This window comes from Allomuricauda sp. XS_ASV26 (assembly GCF_041224615.1).
Taxonomy (GTDB): Bacteria; Bacteroidota; Bacteroidia; order Flavobacteriales; family Flavobacteriaceae; genus Flagellimonas; species Flagellimonas alginolytica.
In genome coordinates this window covers 579888-605203 of record NZ_JBGFGK010000031.1, presented here as the reverse complement: position 1 = coordinate 605203, position 25316 = coordinate 579888, and the positions used below count along the sequence as shown (strand labels likewise).

Genomic DNA, 25316 nt, shown 5'->3' with positions numbered 1-25316 from the left:
CAGAAAGCCATGGGAAACAACAAAAATCAGGAAATTGTAAAAAATGTGTTCACCTCGTTCCTAGAGGAGAAAGGACACCGCAAAACTCCTGAGCGCTACGCCATTTTACAGGAAATTTATGAAAGCGACGACCATTTTGACGTAGAATCCCTTTACATCAAAATGAAGACAAAAAACTATAGGGTAAGCCGGGCCACATTGTACAACACCATAGAACTTTTGTTGGAGAGCAAACTGGTTCGCAAGCACCAATTCGGCAAAAACCAGGCGCAATACGAAAAGTCTTATTTTGATCGTCAGCACGATCATGTTATCCTAACCGATACAGGAGAGGTAGTGGAGTTCTGTGACCCACGTATCCAATCCATCAAAAAAACCATTGAGGAGGTTTTTGACATTAAGATCAATAATCACTCATTATATTTCTACGGAACTCGAAACAAAGAAGAAAACCTAACCGAATAACCCACATATTACATGGTAGATTTATTGCTTGGACTCCAATGGGGAGACGAAGGAAAAGGAAAAATTGTTGATGTACTTACCAAGGAATACGATATTATAGCCCGTTTTCAAGGAGGGCCCAATGCAGGCCACACCTTGGAGTTTGATGGTATTAAGCACGTTTTGCATACGATTCCCTCTGGGATTTTTCATAAAAATGCGATCAATATAGTGGGGAACGGAGTCGTCATAGACCCCGTTATCTTTAAAAAAGAACTGGACAATCTCGAAAAATTCAATATCGATATCGAGTCCAAACTGTTCATTTCTCGAAAAGCACACCTGATTCTTCCAACCCATCGTTTGTTGGATGCCGCTTCCGAAGCATCCAAAGGAAAAGCAAAAATCGGTTCCACTTTAAAGGGTATTGGCCCTACCTACATGGACAAAACAGGCCGTAATGGAATGCGTGTTGGCGATTTGGAGTTCGATGATTGGAAAACAAAATACCGAGCCCTTGCCGACAAGCACGAGGCCATGATCGATTTTTACGATGTAGATATCCAGTATAATCTGGAAGAATTGGAGACAGAATTCTGTGAAGGTGTTGAAACATTGAAAAAATTGACCTTTATAGATAGCGAGGAATACATTTTCAAAGCGCAGGCCGAAGGCAAAAAGATTTTGGCCGAAGGTGCTCAAGGCTCCCTCTTGGACATCGATTTTGGAACCTACCCTTTTGTAACATCCTCGAATACTACCGCCGCCGGAGCGTGCACAGGATTAGGTGTTGCCCCAAACAACATTAAGCGTGTTTTGGGGATTTTTAAAGCCTACACCACCCGTGTGGGAAGCGGCCCGTTCCCTACTGAACTTTTTGATGAGGACGGTGCCAAAATGGCCAAAATAGGCAACGAATTCGGCGCAACAACAGGAAGACCACGTCGTTGTGGATGGTTGGATCTGGTAGCCCTAAAATATGCTGTTCAAATTAATGGTGTAACAGAACTAATGATGATGAAAGCAGACGTTCTTAGTGGCTTTGAATCCATTAAAGTATGTACGGCCTACTCCTATAAAGGAGAGCAAATACAGCATTTGCCCTACAACATAGAGAAAGAGTACGTTACTCCTGTGTACACGGAATTGAAAGGATGGTCCCAGAACCTTACCAAATTGTCCAAGGCAGAGGATATACCTAATACCCTGAACGAATATATCGGGTTCTTGGAAGAGCAGTTGAACGTACCCATTAAAATAGTATCCGTAGGTCCGGACAGGCTTCAAACTATTCATAGGTAAGACTCGGTTTTTTGTTCATTTTTGAGTAATTTAATAGTCCGGTTGTTCCTTCACGGACATTATACTCCTACTCAAACGCAATTGACTAAATATCAATACCATGAACAAAATATTGACCCTGCTATTAGTACTGGCAAGCCTTGTTTCCTGCCAAAAGAAAGAGCCAAAATCACTTTCCGTTGCATCTCCAAAGGGAACCAACTCCATAGAGTTTTTTCTATCGGAGAACGGCAATCCATTGTATGTGGTGAATCATAACAACAAAACTGTTATCGATTCCTCTTTTATCGGTTTTGATTTCAAAAATCAAAAATCCTTGAACAGAAATCTGGGCATTATCAATTCAACCACAACCACGGTAGATGAGACTTGGGAAATGCCCTGGGGGGAGCAAAAAGAGGTTGTGAACCAATACAACGAACTCAAAGTTGAGCTCGAAGAGACCCAAGCCCCAAACCGTAAATTCAACATCTATTTTAGGGCTTATGATGATGGTGTAGGTTTCCGGTATGAGTTTTTACCACAACAAGGCGTGGACAGTGTGGCAATAATGGACGAAAACACCCAATTTCAGCTCACAGAGGACTATACGTCATGGTGGATTCCAGGGGATTGGGATATCTACGAACACCGTTATAACAACTCTCTGGTTTCTGAGATAGATGCCATTTCCAAAAGAAACCACCCTGACCTTGCACAGACCTATATTCCAGAAAATGCGGTAAATACACCAGTAACCCTGCGAAACAAAGATGGACTGCACCTGAGTTTCCACGAAGCCAACCTGACCAATTATGCCGGCATGACCTTAAAAGTGGACAATAAATCTTTACTATTGACCAGTGAGCTGGTAGGTTCCGATCGACTCGGCCACAAAGTAAAAAGGGCGCTTCCCTTTAAAACACCTTGGCGAACGGTTCAAATTGCGGACAAGGCCACGGAACTTATCGAATCCAAATTGATCGTCAATCTCAACGAACCCAATAAATTGGGCAGTGTAGATTGGTTTGAACCAAAAAAATACGTCGGTATCTGGTGGGAGATGCACCTGGGCAAATCCACCTGGGACTATGCAGGCTCGCAAGACATGAACACATTTACGGAAGATGCCAAACCTACCGGGAAACATGGCGCAACAACCGAAAATACAAAACGCTACATCGACTTTGCTGCAAAAAACAACATTAAAGGTATATTGGTGGAAGGCTGGAATACAGGATGGGAGCATTGGATAGGTTTTGAAGACCGCGAAGGGGTCTTCGATTTTGTAACGCCCTACCCCGATTATGATCTGGAGGGACTTAACAAATACGCCAAAGAAAAAGGAGTGGAATTGATAATGCACCACGAAACTTCGGCAGCGCCCCGAACCTATGAGCAGCAGTTGGACACTGCCTATCAGTTAATGAACCAATTGGGCATACATTCCGTAAAAACCGGCTATGTAGGGAAAATAATTCCTAAAGGCGAGTACCACCACGGACAATGGATGGTTAATCATTATAGAAAAGTATTGGAAACAGCGGCCAAATACAACATAGCCATAAATGCCCACGAACCTATTAAAGCAACAGGAATACGAAGAACATACCCAAATGCCATTTCCAGGGAAGGATTAAGAGGCCAAGAATTTAATGCCTGGTCTGCCGATGGTGGCAATCCTGCAGAACATTTGCCCATTGTTGCTTTTACACGAATGTTGGCAGGACCTATAGATTTTACACCCGGTGTTTTTGATATTGAACTCCCCACAAAGGAAAATAACAGGGTCAGCACCACCATTGCCCAACAGTTGGCTCTTTATGTGGTAATCTACAGTCCCGTGCAAATGGCATGCGATCTGCCCGAAAATTATGAAAATCAACCAGCGTTCCAATTTATTAGGGACGTCGGGGTAGATTGGGACCGAACAGAAGTGCTAAATGGAGAAGTTGGTGATTACGTTACTATTGCACGCAAAGAACGTGGAACCGGAAATTGGTTTGTTGGCGGTATTACGGATGAAAACGCTAGGGAACTAACTGTTGATTTTGATTTTTTGGACGAGACCAGTAGTTACAAAGCCATTATTTATAAGGATGCCGAAAGTGCAAATTTTAGGACCGACCCTACTGCAATCGACATAGAAAATATAGAAGTAAATAAAAATTCAATCCTCAACATAAAACTTGCCGAAGGGGGAGGCTTTGCCATTAGTTTACTAAAAGAAAACGAGTAGCCTATGTGACTTAAATCACAGATGATACTTGGCAAAATCCGTAACTTTGTACCAAATAAAAATAAGAAGTTATGACAGATAAATTAAATCAAATAGGACTGGACAACAGAGCTTCCAAAGAGCTATCCGACAAGCTGAACGAACTGTTGGCAAACTATCAGATATTTTACATGAACGCACGTGGTTTCCATTGGAACATCAAGGGCGAAAAATTCTTTGAACTACATGTAAAATTCGAAGACCTGTACAACGACTCTTTGGAAAAAATCGATGAAATAGCCGAAAGAATCTTGACCTTAGGGTTTACACCCCTGCACAATTATGAAGATTATTCGGGAATCTCCAAGATAAAGGCCTCCAAAAATGTATCCGGTGGAAAAGACGCCGTTCAGGCCATATTGGATGGATACAAAGTATTGCTTCCATTGGAAAGAGAACTTTTGGAAATGGCCGGTGAATCCAACGACGAAGGCACAGGGGCATTGATGAGCGATTACATTAGAGAACAGGAGAAATTGGTTTGGATGTACTCCGCATTTTTAAACAAATAGATCACAGCTCACAGAATTGCCGTTGGGCCCTTTGTTCCCAAAGGTTATCTGGCTTTGTCACTCAAAGACAATTTTAGGATCATTCAGGATTTTGGCACATAAGCTTAAAGTATTGCTGAAATCTTGGATGATTTTATTTTTCAGAAGTATTTAAGTTGCTTCATGGTCTATATTAGCCTCCTTCGGATTTTCCTTAACACCTTCTTTTTTGCCATGGTTCAAATCTTCAGACCAACAAGATGTGACGTTCAGCTTGTGGTGAATTGCCAAAGCTTTCTAAACGATTTGTGCCACTTCAGCTAAAAATCCTACTTTTGACCAAAATTAAACGCATTTGAAAAGTATTTTATTTTTCATTTTATCGCTTCTGACTTTTGGTGTTTTCGCACAACAAAACCAACCCAAGGAAGGAAGACAAATAAACATTGTTTACGGGGCCAACTTTACCAAAGATGAGGCCCAGTTTCCAGGTGCATCGATTTTTAGCAAGGATGATGAGCGACAAGTACAGTTTGAACACCAAGGTGCCGACCTTTGGTGCGATATTGCCATATTTTATGCAGAAGAGAATCGATTAAAAGCCATTGGAAATATTCGATTGCAACAAGGGGATTCCATAGAAATGAACAGTGGCAAAATGGATTATGATGGCAACACCAAACTGGCCAAAGCTTGGGAGAAAGTAGACCTTACCAATGGCCAAATGACGTTGACCACGGATACCCTTTATTTGGATAGGGAAAAACAAACGGCTTACTACAATGCCGGAGGCAAGGTTGTAGATTCCGCCAATGTGCTCACGAGCATAATCGGCACGTATTTCATGACACCCAAAAAATACCAGTTCCAGCGCAAGGTACACATAGACAATCCGGAATACATTATCGATTCGGAGCAACTGGACTACTACACCACCTCCAAAAATGCCTATATGTATGGGCCTTCCACCATTACGGGAGAGGAATATAAAATCTATTGTGAGCGCGGTTTCTACGACACCAAAATTGAACAGGGCTACGGCATAAAGAACACCCAAATCGAGTACGACAACAAGATCATTGAGGGGGACAGCATTTATTTTGATAAGGCTACCGAATTTGCCTCGGCCACCAACAATATCAAGATCACGGACACTATCAACAATGGGGTGATCAAAGCACACTATGCCGAAGTGCACAAAGCAAAGGATTCCGTTTTTGCCACCAAAAGGGCAGTTTCCATCAATCTGGTGCAAAAAGATTCACTTTACATGCATGGCGACACCTTAATGGTAACCGGCAAAGAGGAAGAGCGCATCATCAGGGCATTCAGAAATGCCAAGTTTTATAAAACCGATTTGAGCGGTAAGTCGGATTCCATCCATTTTGATGAAAGAACAGGAATTACCGAACTGATCACCGACCCCATTTTATGGAATGTGGACAACCAGATTACCGGAGACAGCATCCATTTGATATCCGACATGGAGACCGATAAACTGGATTCTCTAAAGGTGATCGAAAACGCTTTCATTATTTCGCTGGACACTATAAGTGGAACGGGTTACAATCAGGCCAAAGGAAAAAATCTGTATGGCAAGTTCATAGAAAACGAACTTAAAATAATCGACCTGGTCCAAAATACCGAGGTAATCTATTATGTCTACAACGACGATGAAGAGCTAATTGGAATAGACAAGACGATTTGCAGTAAAATTAGGCTCCTAATGGCCGATAACGATATCGAGGACATCACCTTCTTTGTAAATCCAGATGGGGATATATTCCCCGAGACCGATTTGCCAGTAGAGAGCCGTAAACTAAAAGGCTTTGTTTGGCGTGGCGATGAACGGATCATGTCCAAAGAGGAAATTTTTGATGAAGACGATAACAATATCGAATTGGTAAAGATCCGGGGCATAGAAAATCCCATTGATATCGATGCCGAAGAAAACGAAAGGCAAAACAACGAGAACGATCCCATTACCGCCCCTAACACCAAGGCGGTAAAACCCAAACAGCCCACGCTAAAAAAGAAAGCGCAAACCCCATAATGTCTAAAAAAGATTTCTTTACATACCAAGCCCAAACCACACCGCATCCATTGGCCTTGGAAGTTTCGCATGCCAAAGGGAGCTATGTTTACGATACCGATGGCAATGCCCATTTGGATTTTGTAGCAGGCGTATCGGCCTGTAGTTTGGGGCATTGCCACCCCAAAGTGGTTGGTGCCATAAAGGCACAACTGGACGAATACATGCATGTTATGGTGTACGGCGAATATGTACAAAAACCAGCCGTGGAATTCTCCAAGCTGCTCTCTTCCCTCCTTCCAAGTAATTTGAACACCACTTATCTGGTCAACTCGGGTACAGAAGCTATGGAAGGAGCCCTAAAATTGGCACGCAGGCACACCGGTCGTTCAGAAATAATTGCGGCCAAAAATGCCTATCACGGGAACACCATGGGCAGTTTAAGCCTAATGGGGCTCGAAGAACGAAAAAGTCCGTTCCGACCTTTGATTCCGGATATAAGGTTTGTTCAATTTAACAATGAAGAAGATTTAATCAAAATTACAGAAAAAACTGCCGCAGTGGTATTGGAGACCATTCAAGGAGGAGCAGGGTTTATAGTACCGAAAAATGATTATTTAGAAAAAGTAAGGGCCCGCTGTAATAAGGTTGGGGCATTACTTATATTGGACGAAATACAGCCTGGGTTTGGCCGAACCGGTAAATTGTTCGCTTTTGAGCATTACAATTGTACTCCGGACATCTTGGTCATCGGCAAAGGAATGGCATCGGGTCTTCCCGTTGGCGCCTTTGTAGCCTCCAAACAGATCATGGCAGACCTTAAAGACAATCCAAAGTTGGGGCATATTACCACTTTTGGGGGCAATCCAGTAATTGCCGCCGCCAGTTTGGCCACCTTAAAAGAAATTACCGAAACGGACCTTATCCATCAAACATTGGCCAAAGAAAAACTGTTCCGTAAATTATTAAAGCACCCTTTGATCAAAGAAATTCGAGGGAAGGGCCTTATGCTCGCCCCCATTATGCAAAACGAGGATGTTGCCGATTATCTAATTCTTGAAGCGGCCAAAAAAGGTTTGATACTCTTTTGGCTATTATTTGAGCCAAAAGCTGTGAGAATATCGCCTCCGCTCACCATTTCCATGAAAGAAATCGAAGAAGGTTGCGACCATATTATCAGTATTTTAAATGGCTACCGACCCAATACTGTTAACTAATTTGTTGATAACATACCCCAAAATCGGACTTGAGCAGAACCACAAAAGGTTAATTTTAAGTCCATAGTTCAACCAAAAACGTTCCTATGGCGTTAGAATCTAACGAATATCCAGACAAATCCATACACAAATTTGAGTCCATGCTCAAGACGGATGACGTCTATTTCTTTGATGCGGAGGACTTTGAGGAAATTATTCATCATTACTTGAACAATGGCAAAATCTCTTTGGGAAAGAAGGCCATCCAAATCGGGCTGGAACAACATCCCAATTCCATGGAACTTAAACTTTTAAGAGTGGAAGTATTGGCCTTTGAGGATAAATTCGAGGCCGCTGAAACCCTTCTGGACGAAATCCAGACCATTAATGTGGCCAACGAGGAAATTTACATCCAACGGGCCAATATCAGGTCCAAGCAAGACAAGCACCAAGAGGCTGTAAACCTCTTGCTTGAAGCACTGCACATAACGGAGCACTCCTTCGATATTCATTCCCTATTGGGAATGGAGTATCTATTTATGGATAATTACGAGCAGGCAAAACTTAGCTTTATGCGCTGTGTAGAAATAGACGACCAAGATTACTCGTCCCTGTACAATGTTGTGTATTGTTTTGAATTCTTAGAAGATTTTGATGGTTGCATTTATTATTTGAACGATTATTTGGATCGCAATCCCTATTGTGAAGTCGCCTGGCACCAACTCGGAAAAATGTACTTGGCCAAAAATTTATACTTGGAAGCCCTTACCGCTTTTGACTTTGCCGTTATCTCGGACGATTCCTTCATTGGCGCATATTTTGAAAAAGGCAAAGTGTTGGAAAAGTTGGGCAGGTACAACGAAGCGATCGAAAATTACGAGTCCACCATTTCCATGGATGACCCAACCTCGTATGCGTTTTTACGCTTGGGAAAATGCCATGAAAAATTGGGCAATTTTGATTTGGCCAAATATTACTATTATCACACCGTACACGAAGACCCTTTATTGGACAAGGGATGGTTGGCCATTACCGATTTCCATTTTGGCCAAAAAAACTACGTAAAGGCACTGCACTACATAAACAAAGCAATAAATATAGATGGTGAAAATCCAAAGTACTGGAAAAAGGCCGCCAAGATTTATTTCGCCATGAACAATTTTGACGAAGCCGATTTTGCCTACAAACAAGCTGTAGAACTGGGAAATTATGAGATACTTACTTGGAAAAACTGGGCAGAGGTGCTCAGTAAAATCGGGGATTACAACTCGGCCATCCAAGTACTGATCCAAGGTTTGGAATTTTACCCGGACAACTCAGAGCTAACTTATAAGTTAGCGGGACTTCATTTAAAAAACAACGACTTGGGCGAAGCAAAAATCATCTTATCCAAGGCTATGAAAATTGATATTGGTAAATTGCGGCAGTTTGAGAAGGAATTCCCAGAATTCATTGAAGTAGATTGGGTGAAAGCATTGGTTTCCAAAATAAAGAAAGCAACCAAGTAGCCCGTATATTAACCAATAATATGCAAGCACGTCGTATACTGGACTACGTATTTATAACGCTTAAAGGAATGGCCATGGGTGCCGCAGATGTGGTCCCGGGAGTTTCCGGAGGAACCATTGCCTTTATTTCCGGGATTTATGAAGAACTCATCACTTCCATAAACAATATAAACCTTTCCCTTGTACCCTTGTTCCATAAAGAAGGGGCAAAGGCAGTCTGGAACAAAATCAACGGAAATTTTCTCGCGTCACTTTTTCTTGGGATCTTTATTAGTGTACTCTCTTTAGCAAAATTTCTGAGCTGGCTCTTGGAGAACGAACCGATTTTGCTCTGGTCGTTTTTCTTTGGCCTGGTGGTCGCATCCATTTTTATGGTGGCCAAAGAAATTACCAAATGGAACCTGGGATCCATACTCGTTTTTAGTGCTGGTTCGGTATTGGCCTATTTTATCACAGAATTGCCCGTAAACAACAATGTGGACAGCCTCCCATTTCTTTTCCTATCTGGGGCATTGGCCATTTGCGCCATGATTTTGCCCGGGATTTCCGGAGCCTTTATTCTAGTGCTCTTGGGCTCCTACAAGACCATTTTGGACGCAGTCCACGAAAGGGACATCAAAATAATACTAACCGTGGGCGTTGGGGCAATTTTTGGGCTTTTGAGCTTTGCACGCTTGCTCAAATGGATGTTCAACCACTACAAAAACATAACACTGGCCTTATTGACCGGTTTTATTTTGGGCTCCCTAAATAAAATTTGGCCCTGGAAAAAAGTATTGGAGACCAAAACCTTTGGAGAAAAGATCATTGTTGTAGATGATGTAAATGTGCTTCCGGGAACTTTTGAAGGTGACAATAAATTAATGCTTGCCATTATTCTGGCCGTACTAGGTTTTTCGCTTATTTTTATCTTAGAAAGATCAGCTTCTAAAAAGTAAGTAAAAACGGATGGGGCAAATGCATCAACCTAGAACATTTCTGGATAACTTTTTCTTGGTCGTAAAAGGTCTCTGCATGGGTGCTGCCAACAAGGTCCCAGGGGTTTCTGGAGGCATTGTCGCTTTTGTCGCCGGTTTTTATGAGGAATTTATCTATTCCCTTCAAAAACTAAATTCAAAAGCGCTCAAACTTTTCTTTAATGGAAGGTTCAAAAGCTTTTTCCAATATACCAATGCAAGGTTTTTAGGTTTACTGATATTCGGAATGCTGGTCAGTTATTTTAGTGTTTCCAGAGTTTTGGATTACCTCTTGGACCACAACGAACTCTTTGTTTGGGCCACATTTTTTGGAATGGTAATCGGTTCCATTTACTATATAGGTAAAGATTTTGCCCCATGGAACAAACGGACCATAATAGCCGGAACCATAGGTTTGGTTATCGGGTTGTCCATCAGTTTTTTAAGTCCGGCAAAAGAGAACGATAATTTGGCATTTATCTTTATCTGCGGAATTATAAGTGTTTCCGGAATGACCCTGCCCGGGCTATCCGGTTCTTTTATCTTAATATTATTGGGCAATTATGTGCTGCTTTTGGTCGATTCGGTGAATGCACTCTATGATACTTTTGCGGAGGTTTTCTCGGGAGATTTTAGCTTTGTAAAAAATCCAGAACGTATAAAGATCTTAAAGATCTTAGGTGTTTTCACCCTGGGCTCAGCCGCGGGTTTGGTAACTTTTTCGCATTTGCTCAGTTATGTCCTCAAACATTTTAAGGCCACCACGACTTCTGTATTGCTCGGCTTTATAACCGGCTCTTTGGGCGTGCTTTGGCCATGGAAAAGAACCATTTTTAAATTGGACGGAACAGGCACGCCCTTACTGGACTCCAATGGAGATAAAATAATTTTGAACTACGAACGCTTTTTACCACGGATAGGCTCTCCGGAAACATGGTGGGCCATACTTTTTATAATATTGGGTGTTTTGGTATTATTACTACTGGATTGGTATGGCAAAAACAGAGAGAAAAATGAAAAGATTCGGGCTGCTAGGTAAAAATATATCCTATTCTTTTTCTGAAGGATATTTTACAAAAAAATTCGAAGAACTAGGGCTTTTAGACCATAGTTACGAAAACTTTGACCTCCAGGACATTGAAGAGTTCAGTAGCGTATTGGCCCAAGATCACCTTACAGGTCTAAATGTTACCATTCCTTATAAAGAAGCTGTTATCCCATTTTTGGATGAATTGGACCCAAAAGCCGAAAAAATAGGTGCCGTGAACACTATTCAATTTTCCCCCAGCGGACTAAAAGGTTTCAATACGGACGCCTATGGCTTTCAAAAATCGCTCGAGCCTTATCTTAGACCGCACCATAAAAATGCATTGATCTTGGGAACAGGTGGCGCATCCAAAGCTATCCGCTTTGTTTTGAACGAGCTTGGTATTGCCAACACTTATGTGTCCCGGCACAAAAAGCAAAATCAATATACTTACGAGGAGCTAAATGAACAGGTTATAAAAGATAATCAGCTTATAATTAATTGTACACCGCTGGGCACTTACCCCGATATCGAAGACAAACCAAAACTGCCCTATCAGCATATCGGGGCCGGACATTTGCTGTACGATCTTATCTATAATCCGGAGAAAACAGCTTTTTTATCCAAGGGAGAATCGCAAGGGGCCACCATTTGTAATGGATTAAAAATGTTGGAAGGGCAAGCGGAAAAAGCTTGGGAAATCTGGAACAATGCCTAAGAAACATTCATCAATATACAGTTCACTACCAACCACAGATTCCTGAAATTCACCAAAAGAAGAATCAATACTTTTGGGATTAGACGATTAAGTTGTTAAATTGGCTATAATTTTCATCAATCAACAGCTAAATACGCTACTAATGCAGGAAAACGATGGTAAACTTCAGCATGCTGAAGGTGGAATAGAGGAAACGTCCGAAAACAAAAATGGTCAATTGGAAGAAAGCGCACAAGCCGAACCAAAAACGACCGGGGAAGTTACATCTGAAAGTGAAGCCAAGGAACAACCGGATAACGAATCCCAACAGGCCACCGAAGATGACAAAACGGACGATTCCAATGAACATTTAGATGAAATCGATGAATCCAATGCGGAGGATGCCGAAGATACGGAAAACGAAAAGCGGCACACCATTCCCATGTTGGACTACCACTCCATGTCCATGGAAAATTTGGTGGGCGAATTACAACGCTTGGTAAAAAATGAAAAAGTACAGGCCATCCACAAGCATGTAAGTTCCATTAAATATGAATTTGATCAAAAGTTTCAGGAGTTTCTGGATGAAAAGAAAGAAGAGTTCATAGCCAAGGGTGGCAACGAAATTGATTTTAGGTACAACTCTGTTGCCAAAAGGCAATTCAACGAAGTATATTCCGACTACCGGGAAAAACGCGATCAATACTATAAAAATTTAGACCAATCCCTGAAGGACAACCTTAACAAGCGTTTGAACATCATTGAGGAACTAAAGGGATTAATAGATATCGAAGAAGATATCAATACGACCTACAATAACTTTAAAGACCTACAAAACCGCTGGAAAAATGCAGGGCCGGTGCCACGTGCCAACTACAACGATGTTTGGCGAACGTATCACCACCATATGGAGATCTTTTACGATTTTTTGCACCTCAACCGTGAGCTACGTGATCTTGACTTTAAACACAATCTTGAGGAAAAACAAAAATTGGTAGAACGCGCCGAAGCTTTGGTCGCCGAACCGGATTTGAACAAAGCGTTCAGGGAATTGCAGACACTTCACAAAATCTGGAAAGAAGATGTTGGCCCGGTGGCCAAAGAGCATAGGGAGGAAATTTGGGAAAAGTTCAGCAACGCCACCAAAGCCATGCACCAACGTAGGCAGGAACATTTCCAAGAACTGGAGAAAGTCTATGAAAAAAACCTAGAAAAAAAGCACGAAATAATCGCTTCCATTGCTCAAATAGCTGAGAATGTAGCGAACAACCATCGAGGAATCCAACAACAGATCAAAGAGGTGGAGGCCTTACGCGACGCGTTCTTTAAAGCTGGCAGGGTCCCTCAAAAGGTGAACGAAGAAACTTGGAGCTATTTTAAGGAAACCGTTCGCAAATTCAATAGGAACAAAAATGCTTTTTACAAGAACCAGAAAAAAGAGCAGCAAGTAAATCTAGAAAAGAAAAAAGAATTGTTGGATTTGGCGATTTCTTTAAAAGACAGTGATGATTGGGCGGAGGTTACTCCGCAAATGAAACGAATTCAGCGCGATTGGAAGAAAATAGGCCATGTGCCCAGAAAGTATTCCGATAAAATCTGGAAAGAGTTTAAAGATGCCTGTAATCATTACTTTGATCGTTTACACGCCGAAAAGAATGATGAACACAATGCGGAATTCGAGAACTTTAAAAAGAAGAGCGCATGTTTGGACCGCCTTAAGGCATTCCAGTTAAGTGGTGATAAAAAGAAGGATTTAGAAGATCTAAAGGCATTTTTGACCGAATGGAAACAATATGGCCGAATTCCATACAACAAGAAACACATCAACAGCAAGTTCAATAAAATAATCGATGCCCTCTTCAAGAAATTGGGCATTGGCAAACAAGAATCCGAATTACTTAAATATGGGAACAAGGTTCAAGAACTTGCAAAAACTGAAGATAACCATGCCATTGGCAACGAGCGTGTTTTTGTGAAACGTAAAATAGATGAAGTCAAATCGGAAATACGACAATTGGAGAACAATCTTCAATTTTTCTCTGGTGATTCTGAGGACAACCCCTTGGTGAAGGAGGTCGTTCAAAAATTGAACAAACAAAAAGATGCACTCCAGACTTGGAAGGAAAAAATGAAGAATCTTAATATTCTGGAGCACAAACTCAACAAAGAATCCGAAGCGGAGGAAGAATCCGATGGCGGTGAGGAAGAGTAAGGGATTGACCCTTACTCAATTCCATCCACAAAACTTTTGATCACTTTTAATCCAATCCCCTTAAAAAGTATTGGATCAAGTCGGTGGTCGTCACAATTCCTTTTAGTTTATCGCCCTCCACTACGGGCAATGCATGGAATTCCCTATTTGCCAATATCTGTGCGACTTCCTTAATGGTCGCATTGGGGTCTACGCTCACCAAATTGCTCACCATTACCTGAGGAATAGTAAACATATTGTACACAATGGTATCCACCACTTCCTCATGTTCATCAATGGCGTCGGCAAAACTGATCCGCATTAAGTCGGTAAGGCTCAGCATGCCCTTTATATTTTCACCATCCACAACAGGAATATGTCTTATGTTATGTTTTTTAAAAAGTCGTTCAGCGGTCACCAAATCATCTTTGGTGCTCAATGTGACCAGGTTCTTGGTCATTATTTGAGAAACGGGCACACCAATTTTCATCTTTTCAATTGTTTTAATTATATGTAATCAAGTTACCCCAATACGAGGTTGAAAAGTATGATAATTGTCAGTTAATCTTATTTGGCAACGTTTACCGATCTGGTTTCCCTGATCACGGTTACCTTAACTTGACCCGGATAGGTCATATCGGTCTGTATTTTTTGTGAGATTTCGAAAGATAGCTCGGCGGCTTTATCGTCGTTCACTTTCTCACTTTCCACGATTACACGAAGTTCCCTACCGGCTTGTATGGCATATGCTTTTTGCACCCCATGAAAACCGAAGGCGATATCTTCCAAATCCTTTAGTCGCTGTATGTACGAGTCCAAAACCTGTCTCCTTGCACCTGGTCGGGCACCACTGATCGCATCACAAACTTGAACAATGGGAGATATTAAAGTAGTCATTTCAACTTCGTCGTGGTGAGCTCCGATAGCGTTGCATACTTCCTCTTTTTCACCATATTTCTGTGCCCATTGCATACCTAAGATCGCGTGAGGGGTCTCCACCTCCACTTCGGCCATTGGTACTTTACCTATATCGTGCAAAAGTCCGGCCCTTTTCGCCAATTTAGGGTTTAGGCCAAGTTCGGCGGCCATTACCCCACAGAGCTTGGCAACTTCTCTGGAGTGCTGTAACAAGTTTTGACCGTACGAAGATCTATACTTCATACGTCCTACCGCTTTGATCAGTTCTGGATGAAGGCCATGGATACCCAAATCTATTACGGTACGTTTCCCTATTTCAGCAATCTCTTCATTAATTTGCTTTTCGGTTTTTTTCACAACCTCTTCTATACGTGCTGGGTGAATTCGTCCATCTGTCACCAATCTGTGCAGGGACAAACGGGCCACTTCCCTTCTAACGGAATCAAAACAGGATAAAATAATTGCTTCTGGAGTATCGTCCACAATAATTTCCACTCCGGTCGCCGATTCCAAAGCACGAATATTTCGTCCTTCCCTACCGATTATGCGTCCTTTTACATCGTCGGACTCCAAATTAAACACGGACACACAATTTTCTACTGCTTCCTCCGTACCGATTCGTTGAATAGTGTTTACTACAATCTTTCGAGCCTCCTGCTGTGCGGTCAGTTTGGCCTCTTCCATAGTATTTTGAAGATAGGCCATGGCATCGCTCTTCGCGGTTTCCTTTAATGACTCCAATAACTGGGCCTTAGCATCTTCTGCAGATAGCCCGGATATCACTTCCAACTGTTGTACTTGGCTCTTGTGTAGTTTTTCGACTTCGGCCTGCTTTTTATCAAGAATTTCACTCTTGTGGGATACTTCTTGTATTTTGCCCTGAAGTTGGTCGTTCAACTTTTTATTTTTGGCCAACTCACTGCTCACTTGGGACTCTTTGTCCCTAGTTCTCTTTTCGGCCTCGGCAATTTTCTTGTCCTTATTGATTATAACTTTTTCATGTTCGGCCTTCAGTTCCAAAAATTTTTCCTTTGCCTGGAAAATTTTGTCCTTTTTTATGCCCTCTCCTTCTTTCTTTGCTTCTTTTATGATATCGGCAGCTTCCTTTTTTGCCCCTGCAATGGTCTTGGACGCTTTGCCTTTCTCCATCATCTTTGCAATTGAAAAGCCAATGGCAAGCCCTACAACAGCTGCGACAGCAATTACTACGATATTATCCATGTTTGTTTGTGTTTAGTTAAAAAAAAAGCCCACATAGGCTGAAGTTTTGTACAAACTCCAAATTACAGGTTTAGGGCTAACAGACTGATCAAGGATCCCTATGCAAGTAGGGCCTGCTTTTACAATCTAAACTCACCCTTTTGAATTATAATAGTGTTGAGTTTGTCAAAAAATATTACCTATGTGGGCAGTAACATTATTTTATTTAAAAGAACTTATTCTCCCAGTTTGGAATGTACCAGTTCATCTAATGCCCTGAGCCTTTGCATGGCTGCTTCCGCATTTTCAGAACGATCTATCCCACTCTGCTCAATTTTGGATGCAAATTGTAGGGCACACATGGCCAATACATCTTGCTTGTCCCGAACTGCATAATTTTGCTCAAACTTTTTGGCCAGGTTTTCAATGTTCTTGGCCGCCTTCCGCAATCCTTCTTCTTGCTTGGGGTCTATGGTCAATGGATATACCCTATCGGCAATGGAAAGCTTTATTTTGAGCTTCTCGTTCATATTTCTGTAACTAATCAATCCGCTAGTTTGGCTATGCAAACATCAAGTTCGCGAATCAATGTATTTATCTTGAGCTTAGCTTCTGTTTTACTCGTATTACTACCCAGCATCGTGTTTGCCATTTTAAGGGAATCGTACTTCTCCTCCCATTGGTTCAGAGCGTCGTCCTTGAGTTTGTTTTCATCCTTTAGATGTTCCAATTCAAGCTTTAAATTAGCGTTCAATTGGTGCAACAGCTCCATTTTGTGCAGCAGTTTGCTCACCTTGTTCTCCAAAGAATCCACAATCTCAACAAGTTCGCTCATATATGCAAACAACAATACGTATTACACAAAGTTAACCAACCTAGGACAACCTCGCAATACTTTTTACATTTATTCTTGTTCCGTTTACCAAAGCTTTAGAGCTGTTGCGTTAAATCTTTTCTTAAAACAAAACATTGGTTACTTTCGTAATAGAATTACTGATCTTTTATGCGTAGAACACTATTTTTAGCCTTCTTTTTATTTGCAATTTATCTAGCTGCACAAGAAAAATATCCGCAAAACACATTTCGTTCACCATTGGACATCCCCTTGGTACTTTCCGGCACCTTTGGTGAACTACGTTCCAACCATTTCCACTCCGGTATGGACCTTAAGACCCAACAAAGGGAAGGCCTCCCGGTTTACGCTATCGAAGATGGCACGGTAACCCGCATCAAAATCTCGCATTGGGGCTACGGTAAGGCCCTGTACGTTGCGCATCCCAATGGGCATACGTCTGTGTATGCCCACCTTCAAAAATTTGGGCCAGAAATAGAGAAGTACGTAAAAAAAGTGCAGTACCAAAAGCAGTCTTTCGAGGTTGAAATGTTCCCCGATTATGGAGAGTTAAAAGTAGCGAAAGGAGATATTATCGCATTTTCCGGTAACACGGGAGGGTCCGCAGGGCCCCATCTACATTTTGAGATTCGAAACAGCGTAAACGGAAAACCTACCAATCCCCTGCTCTATGGTTACGAAGTAAGGGATGCCACAGACCCGACTTTGCTGGGACTTTTTGCATACCCACTGGCCAAGGGTGCATTGGTAAATCAGAGTGCAGAAAAAATTCAATTGAATTATAAAAAACAAGCAGACGGTTCTTTTTTGGCCGATAAGGTAACCGCGGTCGGTACAATCGGGTTCGGCATCAATAGCTTTGACCGTTTGGATATGGCCGCCAATAAAAATGGCGTATATGCCGTAAAACAAACTGTAAACGGCAAGGTTTATTCTGAATTCGACTTTGACACTTTCTCGTTCGGCGAAACACGGTACATCAACACTTTAATCGATTACGCCCACTTTTATAACCACAGACAGCGCATTCAAAAGTGCTTTAAAGAGCCCTATAACCATTTAAGTATCTACAAGTCCCTTTATAATGATGGTAAAATTGAGATTATCGAAGGTCTGTCCTATACTGTGGAAATCCTTATTTCCGATCTGGCCGGTAACACTACTAAACTCATAATTCCCGTGGAAGGCAAAATGCAAGAGGAGAAAATTGCCAAGAAAAATGACCCTACAGATAATTTCTTGATAGCCAATAAGCCCAATAACTTTGATTTGGGCGCTGCAAAAGTATTTTTTCCCGCTAGCACGTTTTATGAAGATTTCTATATCGACCTTCAAAAAGGAACCGACACCATTACCATACACAACAACAGCGTTGCGGCACACCGAAATTTCACTATCAGTTTCGACCCATCAAAATATACCAAGGAAGAACGAAAACAAATGTTCATTGCCCATCTGGACAGCAAAAAGAGACCATCTTATTCAAAAACCTACAAGAGAGACGGTTCTTTTACCACCCGAACGCGGACTTTGGGCACATACACCCTTGTCAAGGACAGTATTCCTCCTACCATTAGACCAAAGAACTTCAAGGAAAAGCAATGGCTCAGCAACTACAATTACTTGAGTCTACTTATTTCCGATGACCTTAGTGGAATAGATAGTTATTCCGCCACATTGAACGGAAAATGGATTTTGATGGAATACGAACCAAAGACAAACACCATTACCTATAATTTTGAGGATAATATAACCAACGACACGGAATGCGACCTCATAGTTACGGTTACGGACAATGTGGGCAACTCCACTATATTTAGTACCAAGTTTTTCAGGAAATAGGCGTATTTTTGCATTCGAAAAATAATCAAGTACAATTATTTGTTGACCTTTTTCAAGCTCAAAGACCTAATCAACCAGAATTATTTTTTAAAGTATGCCAAACCTTTTACATAGGTGTTGAATTAAATATTGATCCATGAAAAAAATTGTCTTCGTAGTTATTCTTTTGATCACAGGCATTATGTCCGCCCAAAAGAACATTTATGAAAACATCAGGTTTGACCAACTTACCAGTAACCACGAGGTTTTGGCCATAATTCCATTTATTGCCCATTTGGAATTGGAGGAAACGGTAGATAGTGAAGACCTCAAGATTTTGGCAGAAAAAGAAGGGTACGCGGTACAAAATGCATTGGAGACCTATTTTTCCAAACGCAAAAAGCGCAAAAAATTCAATGTGGATTTTCAGAATATAAACAACACCAATGCCATATTGGCCCAAAACGATATCGATTACACCAACATTGATACCTACACCACCAAGGAATTGTGCGAAGTTTTGGATGTAGATGGCATTATCAGCGGCAACCTAAACCTGAACATTTTATTATCCGAAGGCGTACCTACGGATTTTAGCATTTTGGACTACTTTAGCGGAAATGCCAACTATGGCAGAATCGGTGTAAAAATAAGCGATGGCGAAACCGGCAAACTCCTTTGGAAGTACGAAAACGCCATTTCCAAAAAAACAGGTAAAAACACCACCGAACTCATCGATAAAATGATGAAGACCGCCTCCCGAAAATTTCCTTACGACAGGGAAAAACGCAAGAACCGTAATTAATTATCCTTTTTAACTGTTCGCAAACTCTTTGAGGACCTGAACGGTATAATCTATTTCTTCCCTGGTATTGTACATGGAAAAAGAAAAACGAAGACTGGGCTTCTCCTGTTCTTCCCACTCAAGAATTTCGTTGAGCACATGGGATCCCTGACTACTACCTGATTGACAGGCACTCCCCTTGGAACAAGCAATACCTTTCATATCCAAATGGAAAAGCAACATTAGGCCTTTTTGTTTATCAAAAGGTAAGCGCACGTTGGCCAAGGTGTAGGTACTTTTCTCCAAATCTCCAGAAAGCCCATTGCACACCGCATCGGGAATCTCTTGTTTAAGCTTTTCCAAAAAGTATTGTTTAAGCGATTTAATAGCCTCTGTTTCTTCCTCTATGTTCTCGTATGCCTTAATAAAAGCCTCTTCCAACCCAACAATATTATGGAAAGGCTCGGTCCCTGCCCTAAAACCGCGTTCTTGGGAACCACCAAAAATCAATGGCTTTAATCCGGAATTTTTTCGGATAAAGGCAAACCCTATTCCTTTGGGCCCATGGAATTTGTGGGCAGCCGCCGTCATAAAATCAATATTTACATTTTGTACATCCCAAGGGTAATGCCCAATGGATTGCACCGTATCGGAATGAAAAAGAGCATTATTTGCCTTACAAAGTTCGCCAACAGTGCCAATATCCAATATATTGCCGATTTCGTTGTTTACATGCATTAAGCTTACCAACTTTTTGGAATCGCTCTTTTTGAGCAGGCTCTCCAAATGATCCATTTTAGGGTTGCCATTTTCGTCCAGATCTACGTACCAGACATTGATACCGTACTCTTTTTCGAGCTCTTCTACTGTATGTAAGACGGCATGGTGCTCAATTTTAGATGTGATTATGGTCTCAACATCCAGATCCCTCACCGCACATCTCAAAATCATATTGTCCGCCTCCGTTCCTCCAGAGGTGAAAATAATTTCGGAGGGATGGGCATTCAACGTTTTTGCAATGGTCTTTCTGGCCTGTTCAACAGCTGTTTTGGCCGATCTCCCAAAACTGTGGGTGGAAGAAGGGTTTCCATAAAACTGTGCCAATGCCTCTTGCATTCGCTCGATTACTTCTTTTCTAACCTGCGTGGTAGCAGCATTATCCAGATAGACTTTTTGCATGGTTGATTTTACTTTAAACGGGTGTAAAAGTACACGAATTAAGTTAATTTCTTTTAAAGTAAGCTCGGGAATTGGGGTATTAAAATGGAATTGCATTAAATTTGGCGCATGAGAAAAATTTTCTTTCCCTTTCTTTGTTTTGGAGCTCTACTTTCTTGCAGTGATGGCGACCTTGAAATCGAGACCATTGATTTTGACAGTGTAACTTTGGATTACTGCTCCGACCCAACAACCGACGCCAAGAACATTCTTTTTAAGATAAATGAAAGTGAGTCCTTGATTTTGGAACTCCAAAGTGGCGTTTTGAACAATGGCGTTGCCGGGGAAACGGTTACCACCGAAAGTACTGTGCCCGGTCAATCCCAGATTACTTACCGAGTTTTTTCCGATGATGTGGACAGCGATTATTTCTGCAGCGATATTCCGCCCGCACAACCCACTGTTATTGATGAGGTCGAAGCAGAAGATGGCTCTGTGATTATTGAAACCATTGTTGATCCCGATGATGCCTCGTCATTTTTGCACACCATAAGTCTTAGTGGAATTTCTTTTGTGACCGACAACGGGGAACGGATCACCAATATTGCGATAAGTGAATTTGGCGAGGTAACCACCAATGTTCCCGATTAAGCGTTCTGGTAAATGTAAACTTCGGTTGCGCCCAAACCATATTTTTGATAATCGGCATCGTAAAATTTTAGATTTTCGTACCTATTAAAAAGGTAATGCAGTTCTTCCTTGAGCACCCCCTCGCCCACACCATGTATAAAAACTACTTTTTGAATACGTTTTCGAATGGCAAAATCCAACTGACTCTTCGCGGTCTCCAACTGGATATTTAGCATATCGTAATTGCTCATGCCCTTGCTCGATTTTACCAATTGATGAATATGCAGGTCCACTTCCATTTTCGGTGCGCTTCGCTCTTTGGGCCTCAATACAGGTGAAGTTCTTTTTTTGGGCAGTTCTTTCTGTTTTTTGACTTGAGCAGCTTCAAAATTGGATACAGTAATGTCCCCCTCGATCTTTACAAGGTCGTGGGACATAAATCGCATGGGGAACCCATCATCCGTAAGTATGGTAACCTCATCACCTTCAACCTGTTGAACAATGCCCGCTATGGCTTCGTCCAAAACCTCCACCCTGTCTCCTTTTAAAAATTTGCCCATATTTAATTTCTGTGGTAAAAAATGATGTAAAAATTAAACCTGAATACAAAAATAATAGTATTTTTCGGCCACCACAGTCTATGATGTACCTAACACCAACCATATTCGCCATTGACCTGAAGGACTACATGTTACCTTGCCTTAATAAAAAGTTATTGGGCGTGGATTGTCCCGGTTGTGGTATGCAACGTGCCGTAGATCTGCTTCTACATGGTGATTTTATAGCTGCATTTTATATGTACCCGGCCATTTATCCCATTGTTGCGCTACTCGTTTTTTTACTGGCAAACATATTTTTTAGTTTTAAACATGCACAGCAGGTAAAATGGTTTTTGTTGTTGTTTACAGCGGGTACCATCATAGTAAGTTACATCATAAAAATGAATAACCTTTTTAATTAAAATCTTTAGATTATGGAACAACAAAAACTTCCAAATGCAACGCTGATCATGGTATTCGGTATTATATCGATAGTTACCTGTTGCTGCTACGGGGTAATCGGTCTAATTTTTGGTGTTATTGGTTTAATATTGGCCAACAAAGCATTGAAACTTTATGCCGAAAACCCAGAAATGTACGATGGTGTACAATCCGTTAAAACCGGTAGAATACTCTCCATTATCGGTATTGTACTAAATGTGCTTTATCTCTTAATGTCCCTTTGGGCCATATCTGCTTTTGGATGGGATGCCCTACAGGACCCGCAAAGAATGCAAGAAATTCTTGAACAATATCAATAAAATCAACATATGAACCAACAACCCTTACCCGGGGCAAGTACAGTGTTGACAATGGGGATACTCTCCATTGTCGGCACTTTGTTCTGCTGTGGCCCACTGGGAGCCATATTTAGTATTATTGGCCTTTCAAAAGCTAAATCCGCAAGTAATCTTTACCACCAAAATCCAGAAAGTTATACCGACTTCAGTAATGTAAAAACAGGAAAAATACTGTCATACATAGGGTTGGTGATCGCCTTGATCTATTTGGTGCTCACAATTCTTTACTTTGGATTTATTGTGGCCATGATCACAACAGGAGAATTTAGTGGCGAATTTTAATTCGCCACTTCACTTATAAATTTTAGACGGTACAAACGCAGCTCCTCGTCCTCGTAATCACCATCAAACTCATCTACGGCAGCCGAAATGGAATCGGTATCCGCATCAAGAAAGTAATCATGGATTTCTTCTTGTTGGTCTTCATCCAGAATTTCATCTATCCAGTAACCAATGTTCAACTTGGTACCACTGAACACGATCTGCTCCATTTCTTTGATAAGTTCGGGAAGCTCCAGCCCTTTTGCCGATGCAATATCATCCAAGGGCAATTTTCTATCCACACTCTGAATTACGTACAGTTTTAAACCCGAATTGGCACCCGTGCTTTTCACTACAAGATCGTCCGGCCTGGTAATTTCGTTCTCATCCACATATTTGGAAATAAGGTCTACGAACGGTTTACCATATTTTTTTGCCTTGCCCTCGCCAACACCCTGAATATTTATTATTTCCTGCATGGTCACTGGGTACTTAAGGGACATATCTTCCAGTGAGGGGTCTTGAAAGACCACAAATGGAGGAACTTCTCTTTTTTGAGCTTCCCTTTTCCTTAGATCTTTGAGCAATTTCAACAAGTTTTCGTCTGCAACGGCTCCATTGGATTTTTCAGGAACGACTATATTTCCTGTATCATCCTTGGAATACACATGATCCTTGGTCATCATAAAAGATTCTGGATTGTCCAAAAACTTTTTGCCGTTTTCTGTTAAATGCAGGATTCCGTATTGCTCGATTTCCTTTTTTAAGAGACCTGCCACCAAAACTTGGCGCGTTAAAGCCATCCAAAATGTTTTGTCCTGTTCTTTTCCTATTCCAAAAAAGTCTTTCTCATCGGTTTTATGGGAGGAGATCATCGCATTGGTTTTGCCCACCAGGATACGGACAATTTCTTTGGTCTTGAATTTCTCCTTGGTTTCCTTTACCACGTGCAACAATTTGGTTACTTCCGCTTTGGCCTCTTCTTTAGGTTTTGGGTTTCGGGAGTTATCGTCCATGTCGGCGCCTTCACCGTTCACTTCGTCAAAATCCTCACCGAAATAGTGTAGTATAAACTTTCTACGGGACATGGAGGTTTCGGCATAAGCCACAATTTCTTGAAGCAGGGCATTACCGATCTCTTGTTCCGCCACAGGTTTACCGGACATGAATTTTTCCAGTTTTTCCACATCTTTATAGGCGTAATAGGCCAAACAGTGCCCTTCGCCCCCATCCCTACCTGCACGACCAGTTTCCTGATAATAACTTTCTATACTTTTTGGAATATCGTGATGGATCACAAATCGGACATCCGGCTTGTCGATTCCCATTCCAAAAGCAATCGTAGCAACAACCACATCCACTTCCTCCATTAAGAACATATCTTGATACTTGGAACGCGTCTTGGCATCGAAGCCTGCATGGTAGGGCACCGCACTTACCCCATTTACCTGAAGCACTTGTGCCAATTCTTCTACACGTTTTCTGCTCAAACAATAAATTATACCAGATTTACCCTGATTTTGTTTAACAAAACGGATAATATCGGCATCCACATTCTTGGTTTTGGGACGTACTTCGTAAAATAGATTGGGCCTATTGAACGATGCTTTGAATACCCTGGCATCCGTCATACCCAAATTTTTAATAATATCCTCTTGCACCTTTGGTGTTGCCGTAGCGGTTAGGCCGATTATGGGAATATTATCTCCCAATCGATTTATAATTCCTCTTAAATTTCGGTATTCGGGCCTAAAGTCGTGGCCCCACTCCGATATACAATGAGCCTCATCCACCGCCACAAAAGAAAGTTTGACCTTTCTTAAAAACTCCACATTTTCCTCCTTGGTCAGTGATTCCGGAGCCACATAGAGCAATTTGGTAACCCCATTTACTATGTCCTCCTTTACTTGTTTTACCTCGGTCTTGGTCAGGGAAGAATTTAACACATGGGCTATTCCATGTTGTTCGGATATTCCGCGAATGGCATCGACCTGGTTTTTCATAAGGGCGATCAATGGGGAAACCACAATGGCGGTCCCCTCTTTCATTAATGCCGGTAATTGGTAACAGAGGGATTTGCCTCCTCCCGTGGGCATAATCACAAAAGTATCGTTGTCACTTAGAATGTTTTGGATCACACCTTCTTGTAATCCTTTAAACTTTGAGAAACCAAAATATTTTTTGAGCGAGGAATGCAAATCAGTGTTCGTTAGGCTCATTTCCGCATTTTTCAATTTATTACAAACAACCT

The 25316-nt window shown here is 41.5% G+C and carries 24 protein-coding genes and 1 other RNA gene; 17 read left to right on the top strand and 8 right to left on the bottom strand.

From position 1 onward, the window contains the following. The first annotated feature begins 9 nt into the window (after window positions 1-9). The 11 genes from AB9K32_RS10260 to AB9K32_RS10210 all read left to right on the top strand — a co-directional run bounded on the left by AB9K32_RS10260 (window position 10) and on the right by AB9K32_RS10210 (window position 14122). Window positions 10-465, top strand: coding sequence for a Fur family transcriptional regulator (locus AB9K32_RS10260; protein WP_224835116.1), 456 nt, complete (start codon window positions 10-12; stop codon window positions 463-465). A 12-nt stretch (window positions 466-477) separates the two neighbouring features. Then, window positions 478-1746: an adenylosuccinate synthase gene (locus AB9K32_RS10255; protein ID WP_369885111.1), complete on the top strand. Its 1269-nt coding sequence runs from the start codon at window positions 478-480 to the stop codon at window positions 1744-1746. A gap of 100 nt (window positions 1747-1846) precedes the next feature. Continuing rightward, the gene (locus AB9K32_RS10250; protein ID WP_369885110.1) at window positions 1847-3964 is read left to right on the top strand and encodes a glycoside hydrolase family 97 protein; all 2118 of its coding nucleotides are present in this window, start codon (window positions 1847-1849) and stop codon (window positions 3962-3964) included. A 71-nt stretch (window positions 3965-4035) separates the two neighbouring features. Then, window positions 4036-4515: a Dps family protein gene (locus AB9K32_RS10245; protein ID WP_369885109.1), complete on the top strand. Its 480-nt coding sequence runs from the start codon at window positions 4036-4038 to the stop codon at window positions 4513-4515. Window positions 4516-4849: 334 nt separating this feature from the next. Continuing rightward, a complete protein-coding gene (locus AB9K32_RS10240; RefSeq protein WP_369885108.1) occupies window positions 4850-6547 on the top strand; it encodes an OstA-like protein in 1698 nt (565 codons plus the stop codon). Further along, window positions 6547-7743: an aspartate aminotransferase family protein gene (locus AB9K32_RS10235; protein WP_369885107.1), complete on the top strand. Its 1197-nt coding sequence runs from the start codon at window positions 6547-6549 to the stop codon at window positions 7741-7743. Before AB9K32_RS10240 ends, AB9K32_RS10235 begins: the two co-directional genes overlap by 1 nt. An 86-nt stretch (window positions 7744-7829) precedes the next feature. Then, entirely contained in the window at window positions 7830-9230 is a 1401-nt protein-coding gene (locus AB9K32_RS10230) for a tetratricopeptide repeat protein (RefSeq protein WP_369885106.1), read from the top strand. A 20-nt stretch (window positions 9231-9250) separates the two neighbouring features. Next, entirely contained in the window at window positions 9251-10168 is a 918-nt protein-coding gene (locus tag AB9K32_RS10225; RefSeq protein ID WP_369885105.1) for a DUF368 domain-containing protein, read from the top strand. Window positions 10169-10187: 19 nt separating this feature from the next. After that, a complete protein-coding gene (locus AB9K32_RS10220; RefSeq protein ID WP_369885104.1) occupies window positions 10188-11225 on the top strand; it encodes a DUF368 domain-containing protein in 1038 nt (345 codons plus the stop codon). Continuing rightward, window positions 11200-11931 (top strand): shikimate dehydrogenase, encoded by a 732-nt coding sequence (locus AB9K32_RS10215; protein ID WP_369885103.1) that lies wholly within the window; start codon window positions 11200-11202, stop codon window positions 11929-11931. Before AB9K32_RS10220 ends, AB9K32_RS10215 begins: the two co-directional genes overlap by 26 nt. A 142-nt stretch (window positions 11932-12073) precedes the next feature. Further along, window positions 12074-14122, top strand: a complete 2049-nt coding sequence (locus AB9K32_RS10210) for a DUF349 domain-containing protein (protein ID WP_369885102.1) — start codon at window positions 12074-12076, stop codon at window positions 14120-14122. A gap of 46 nt (window positions 14123-14168) precedes the next feature. On the opposite strand, the gene AB9K32_RS10205 is transcribed toward AB9K32_RS10210, so the two are convergent. From AB9K32_RS10205 to AB9K32_RS10185, 5 genes are all read right to left on the bottom strand, one after another. Then, window positions 14169-14591, bottom strand: a complete 423-nt coding sequence (locus AB9K32_RS10205) for a CBS domain-containing protein (RefSeq protein WP_224835127.1) — start codon at window positions 14589-14591, stop codon at window positions 14169-14171. Window positions 14592-14668: 77 nt separating this feature from the next. Next, complete coding sequence (gene rny / locus AB9K32_RS10200; protein WP_224835128.1) at window positions 14669-16240, bottom strand: ribonuclease Y; 1572 nt, start codon at window positions 16238-16240, stop codon at window positions 14669-14671. A gap of 52 nt (window positions 16241-16292) precedes the next feature. After that, window positions 16293-16402: non-coding RNA, 6S RNA (gene ssrS / locus AB9K32_RS10195), on the bottom strand. Window positions 16403-16455: 53 nt separating this feature from the next. Continuing rightward, a complete protein-coding gene (locus AB9K32_RS10190) occupies window positions 16456-16749 on the bottom strand; it encodes a cell division protein ZapA (RefSeq protein WP_224835129.1) in 294 nt (97 codons plus the stop codon). 14 nt (window positions 16750-16763) lie between these two features. After that, complete coding sequence (locus AB9K32_RS10185) at window positions 16764-17054, bottom strand: hypothetical protein (RefSeq protein ID WP_224835130.1); 291 nt, start codon at window positions 17052-17054, stop codon at window positions 16764-16766. Between the two features lie 168 nt (window positions 17055-17222). Here AB9K32_RS10185 and AB9K32_RS10180 point away from each other — a divergent pair, with 168 nt between their 5' ends. Both AB9K32_RS10180 and AB9K32_RS10175 read left to right on the top strand, forming a co-directional pair. Next, window positions 17223-18914, top strand: coding sequence for a M23 family metallopeptidase (locus tag AB9K32_RS10180; RefSeq protein ID WP_369885101.1), 1692 nt, complete (start codon window positions 17223-17225; stop codon window positions 18912-18914). A 136-nt stretch (window positions 18915-19050) separates the two neighbouring features. After that, window positions 19051-19698 carry a hypothetical protein gene (locus AB9K32_RS10175; RefSeq protein ID WP_252079210.1) on the top strand — a complete coding sequence of 216 codons (648 nt, stop codon included), beginning with the start codon at window positions 19051-19053 and terminating at the stop codon, window positions 19696-19698. Between the two features lie 9 nt (window positions 19699-19707). Here AB9K32_RS10175 and AB9K32_RS10170 read toward each other — a convergent pair whose 3' ends face one another. Then, a complete protein-coding gene (locus tag AB9K32_RS10170; RefSeq protein WP_338193591.1) occupies window positions 19708-20856 on the bottom strand; it encodes a cysteine desulfurase family protein in 1149 nt (382 codons plus the stop codon). Between the two features lie 108 nt (window positions 20857-20964). Between AB9K32_RS10170 and AB9K32_RS10165 the strand changes: the two genes are divergently transcribed. Continuing rightward, complete coding sequence (locus AB9K32_RS10165; protein WP_293294363.1) at window positions 20965-21486, top strand: hypothetical protein; 522 nt, start codon at window positions 20965-20967, stop codon at window positions 21484-21486. On the opposite strand, the gene AB9K32_RS10160 is transcribed toward AB9K32_RS10165, so the two are convergent. After that, window positions 21483-22025: a Smr/MutS family protein gene (locus AB9K32_RS10160; protein ID WP_338193589.1), complete on the bottom strand. Its 543-nt coding sequence runs from the start codon at window positions 22023-22025 to the stop codon at window positions 21483-21485. The genes AB9K32_RS10165 and AB9K32_RS10160 overlap by 4 nt on opposite strands. A gap of 80 nt (window positions 22026-22105) precedes the next feature. On the opposite strand from AB9K32_RS10160, the gene AB9K32_RS10155 reads away from it, so the two are divergent. Genes AB9K32_RS10155 through AB9K32_RS10145 form a run of 3 tightly spaced genes read left to right on the top strand, consistent with a single transcriptional unit; the run spans window position 22106 to window position 23086 of the window. Next, window positions 22106-22426: a DUF2752 domain-containing protein gene (locus AB9K32_RS10155; protein WP_224835136.1), complete on the top strand. Its 321-nt coding sequence runs from the start codon at window positions 22106-22108 to the stop codon at window positions 22424-22426. 12 nt (window positions 22427-22438) lie between these two features. Further along, on the top strand, window positions 22439-22765 hold the full coding sequence (locus AB9K32_RS10150; protein ID WP_224835137.1) for a CCC motif membrane protein: 327 nt from the start codon (window positions 22439-22441) through the stop codon (window positions 22763-22765). Between the two features lie 9 nt (window positions 22766-22774). Further along, a complete protein-coding gene (locus AB9K32_RS10145; RefSeq protein WP_224835138.1) occupies window positions 22775-23086 on the top strand; it encodes a CCC motif membrane protein in 312 nt (103 codons plus the stop codon). Here the strand turns inward: AB9K32_RS10145 and recQ are convergent. Further along, the gene (recQ, locus tag AB9K32_RS10140; protein WP_369885100.1) at window positions 23083-25284 is read right to left on the bottom strand and encodes a DNA helicase RecQ; all 2202 of its coding nucleotides are present in this window, start codon (window positions 25282-25284) and stop codon (window positions 23083-23085) included. The two genes, AB9K32_RS10145 and recQ, sit on opposite strands and share 4 nt — an antisense overlap. Window positions 25285-25316: the final 32 nt, after the last annotated feature.

Coding starts and splice junctions, on each gene's coding strand:
- AB9K32_RS10145 (WP_224835138.1), top strand. CDS start 22,775: ATGAACCAACAACCCTTACCCGGGGCAAGTACAGTGTTGACAATGGGG.
- AB9K32_RS10150 (WP_224835137.1), top strand. CDS start 22,439: ATGGAACAACAAAAACTTCCAAATGCAACGCTGATCATGGTATTCGGT.
- AB9K32_RS10250 (WP_369885110.1), top strand. CDS start 1,847: ATGAACAAAATATTGACCCTGCTATTAGTACTGGCAAGCCTTGTTTCC.
- AB9K32_RS10170 (WP_338193591.1), bottom strand. CDS start 20,856: ATGCAAAAAGTCTATCTGGATAATGCTGCTACCACGCAGGTTAGAAAA.
- AB9K32_RS10155 (WP_224835136.1), top strand. CDS start 22,106: ATGATGTACCTAACACCAACCATATTCGCCATTGACCTGAAGGACTAC.
- AB9K32_RS10175 (WP_252079210.1), top strand. CDS start 19,051: ATGAAAAAAATTGTCTTCGTAGTTATTCTTTTGATCACAGGCATTATG.
- AB9K32_RS10180 (WP_369885101.1), top strand. CDS start 17,223: ATGCGTAGAACACTATTTTTAGCCTTCTTTTTATTTGCAATTTATCTA.
- AB9K32_RS10245 (WP_369885109.1), top strand. CDS start 4,036: ATGACAGATAAATTAAATCAAATAGGACTGGACAACAGAGCTTCCAAA.
- AB9K32_RS10255 (WP_369885111.1), top strand. CDS start 478: ATGGTAGATTTATTGCTTGGACTCCAATGGGGAGACGAAGGAAAAGGA.
- AB9K32_RS10190 (WP_224835129.1), bottom strand. CDS start 16,749: ATGAACGAGAAGCTCAAAATAAAGCTTTCCATTGCCGATAGGGTATAT.
- AB9K32_RS10225 (WP_369885105.1), top strand. CDS start 9,251: ATGCAAGCACGTCGTATACTGGACTACGTATTTATAACGCTTAAAGGA.
- AB9K32_RS10220 (WP_369885104.1), top strand. CDS start 10,188: ATGCATCAACCTAGAACATTTCTGGATAACTTTTTCTTGGTCGTAAAA.
- AB9K32_RS10260 (WP_224835116.1), top strand. CDS start 10: ATGGGAAACAACAAAAATCAGGAAATTGTAAAAAATGTGTTCACCTCG.
- AB9K32_RS10215 (WP_369885103.1), top strand. CDS start 11,200: ATGAAAAGATTCGGGCTGCTAGGTAAAAATATATCCTATTCTTTTTCT.
- AB9K32_RS10230 (WP_369885106.1), top strand. CDS start 7,830: ATGGCGTTAGAATCTAACGAATATCCAGACAAATCCATACACAAATTT.
- recQ (WP_369885100.1), bottom strand. CDS start 25,284: ATGAGCCTAACGAACACTGATTTGCATTCCTCGCTCAAAAAATATTTT.
- rny (WP_224835128.1), bottom strand. CDS start 16,240: ATGGATAATATCGTAGTAATTGCTGTCGCAGCTGTTGTAGGGCTTGCC.
- AB9K32_RS10185 (WP_224835130.1), bottom strand. CDS start 17,054: ATGAGCGAACTTGTTGAGATTGTGGATTCTTTGGAGAACAAGGTGAGC.
- AB9K32_RS10235 (WP_369885107.1), top strand. CDS start 6,547: ATGTCTAAAAAAGATTTCTTTACATACCAAGCCCAAACCACACCGCAT.
- AB9K32_RS10210 (WP_369885102.1), top strand. CDS start 12,074: ATGCAGGAAAACGATGGTAAACTTCAGCATGCTGAAGGTGGAATAGAG.
- AB9K32_RS10165 (WP_293294363.1), top strand. CDS start 20,965: ATGAGAAAAATTTTCTTTCCCTTTCTTTGTTTTGGAGCTCTACTTTCT.
- AB9K32_RS10205 (WP_224835127.1), bottom strand. CDS start 14,591: ATGAAAATTGGTGTGCCCGTTTCTCAAATAATGACCAAGAACCTGGTC.
- AB9K32_RS10160 (WP_338193589.1), bottom strand. CDS start 22,025: ATGGGCAAATTTTTAAAAGGAGACAGGGTGGAGGTTTTGGACGAAGCC.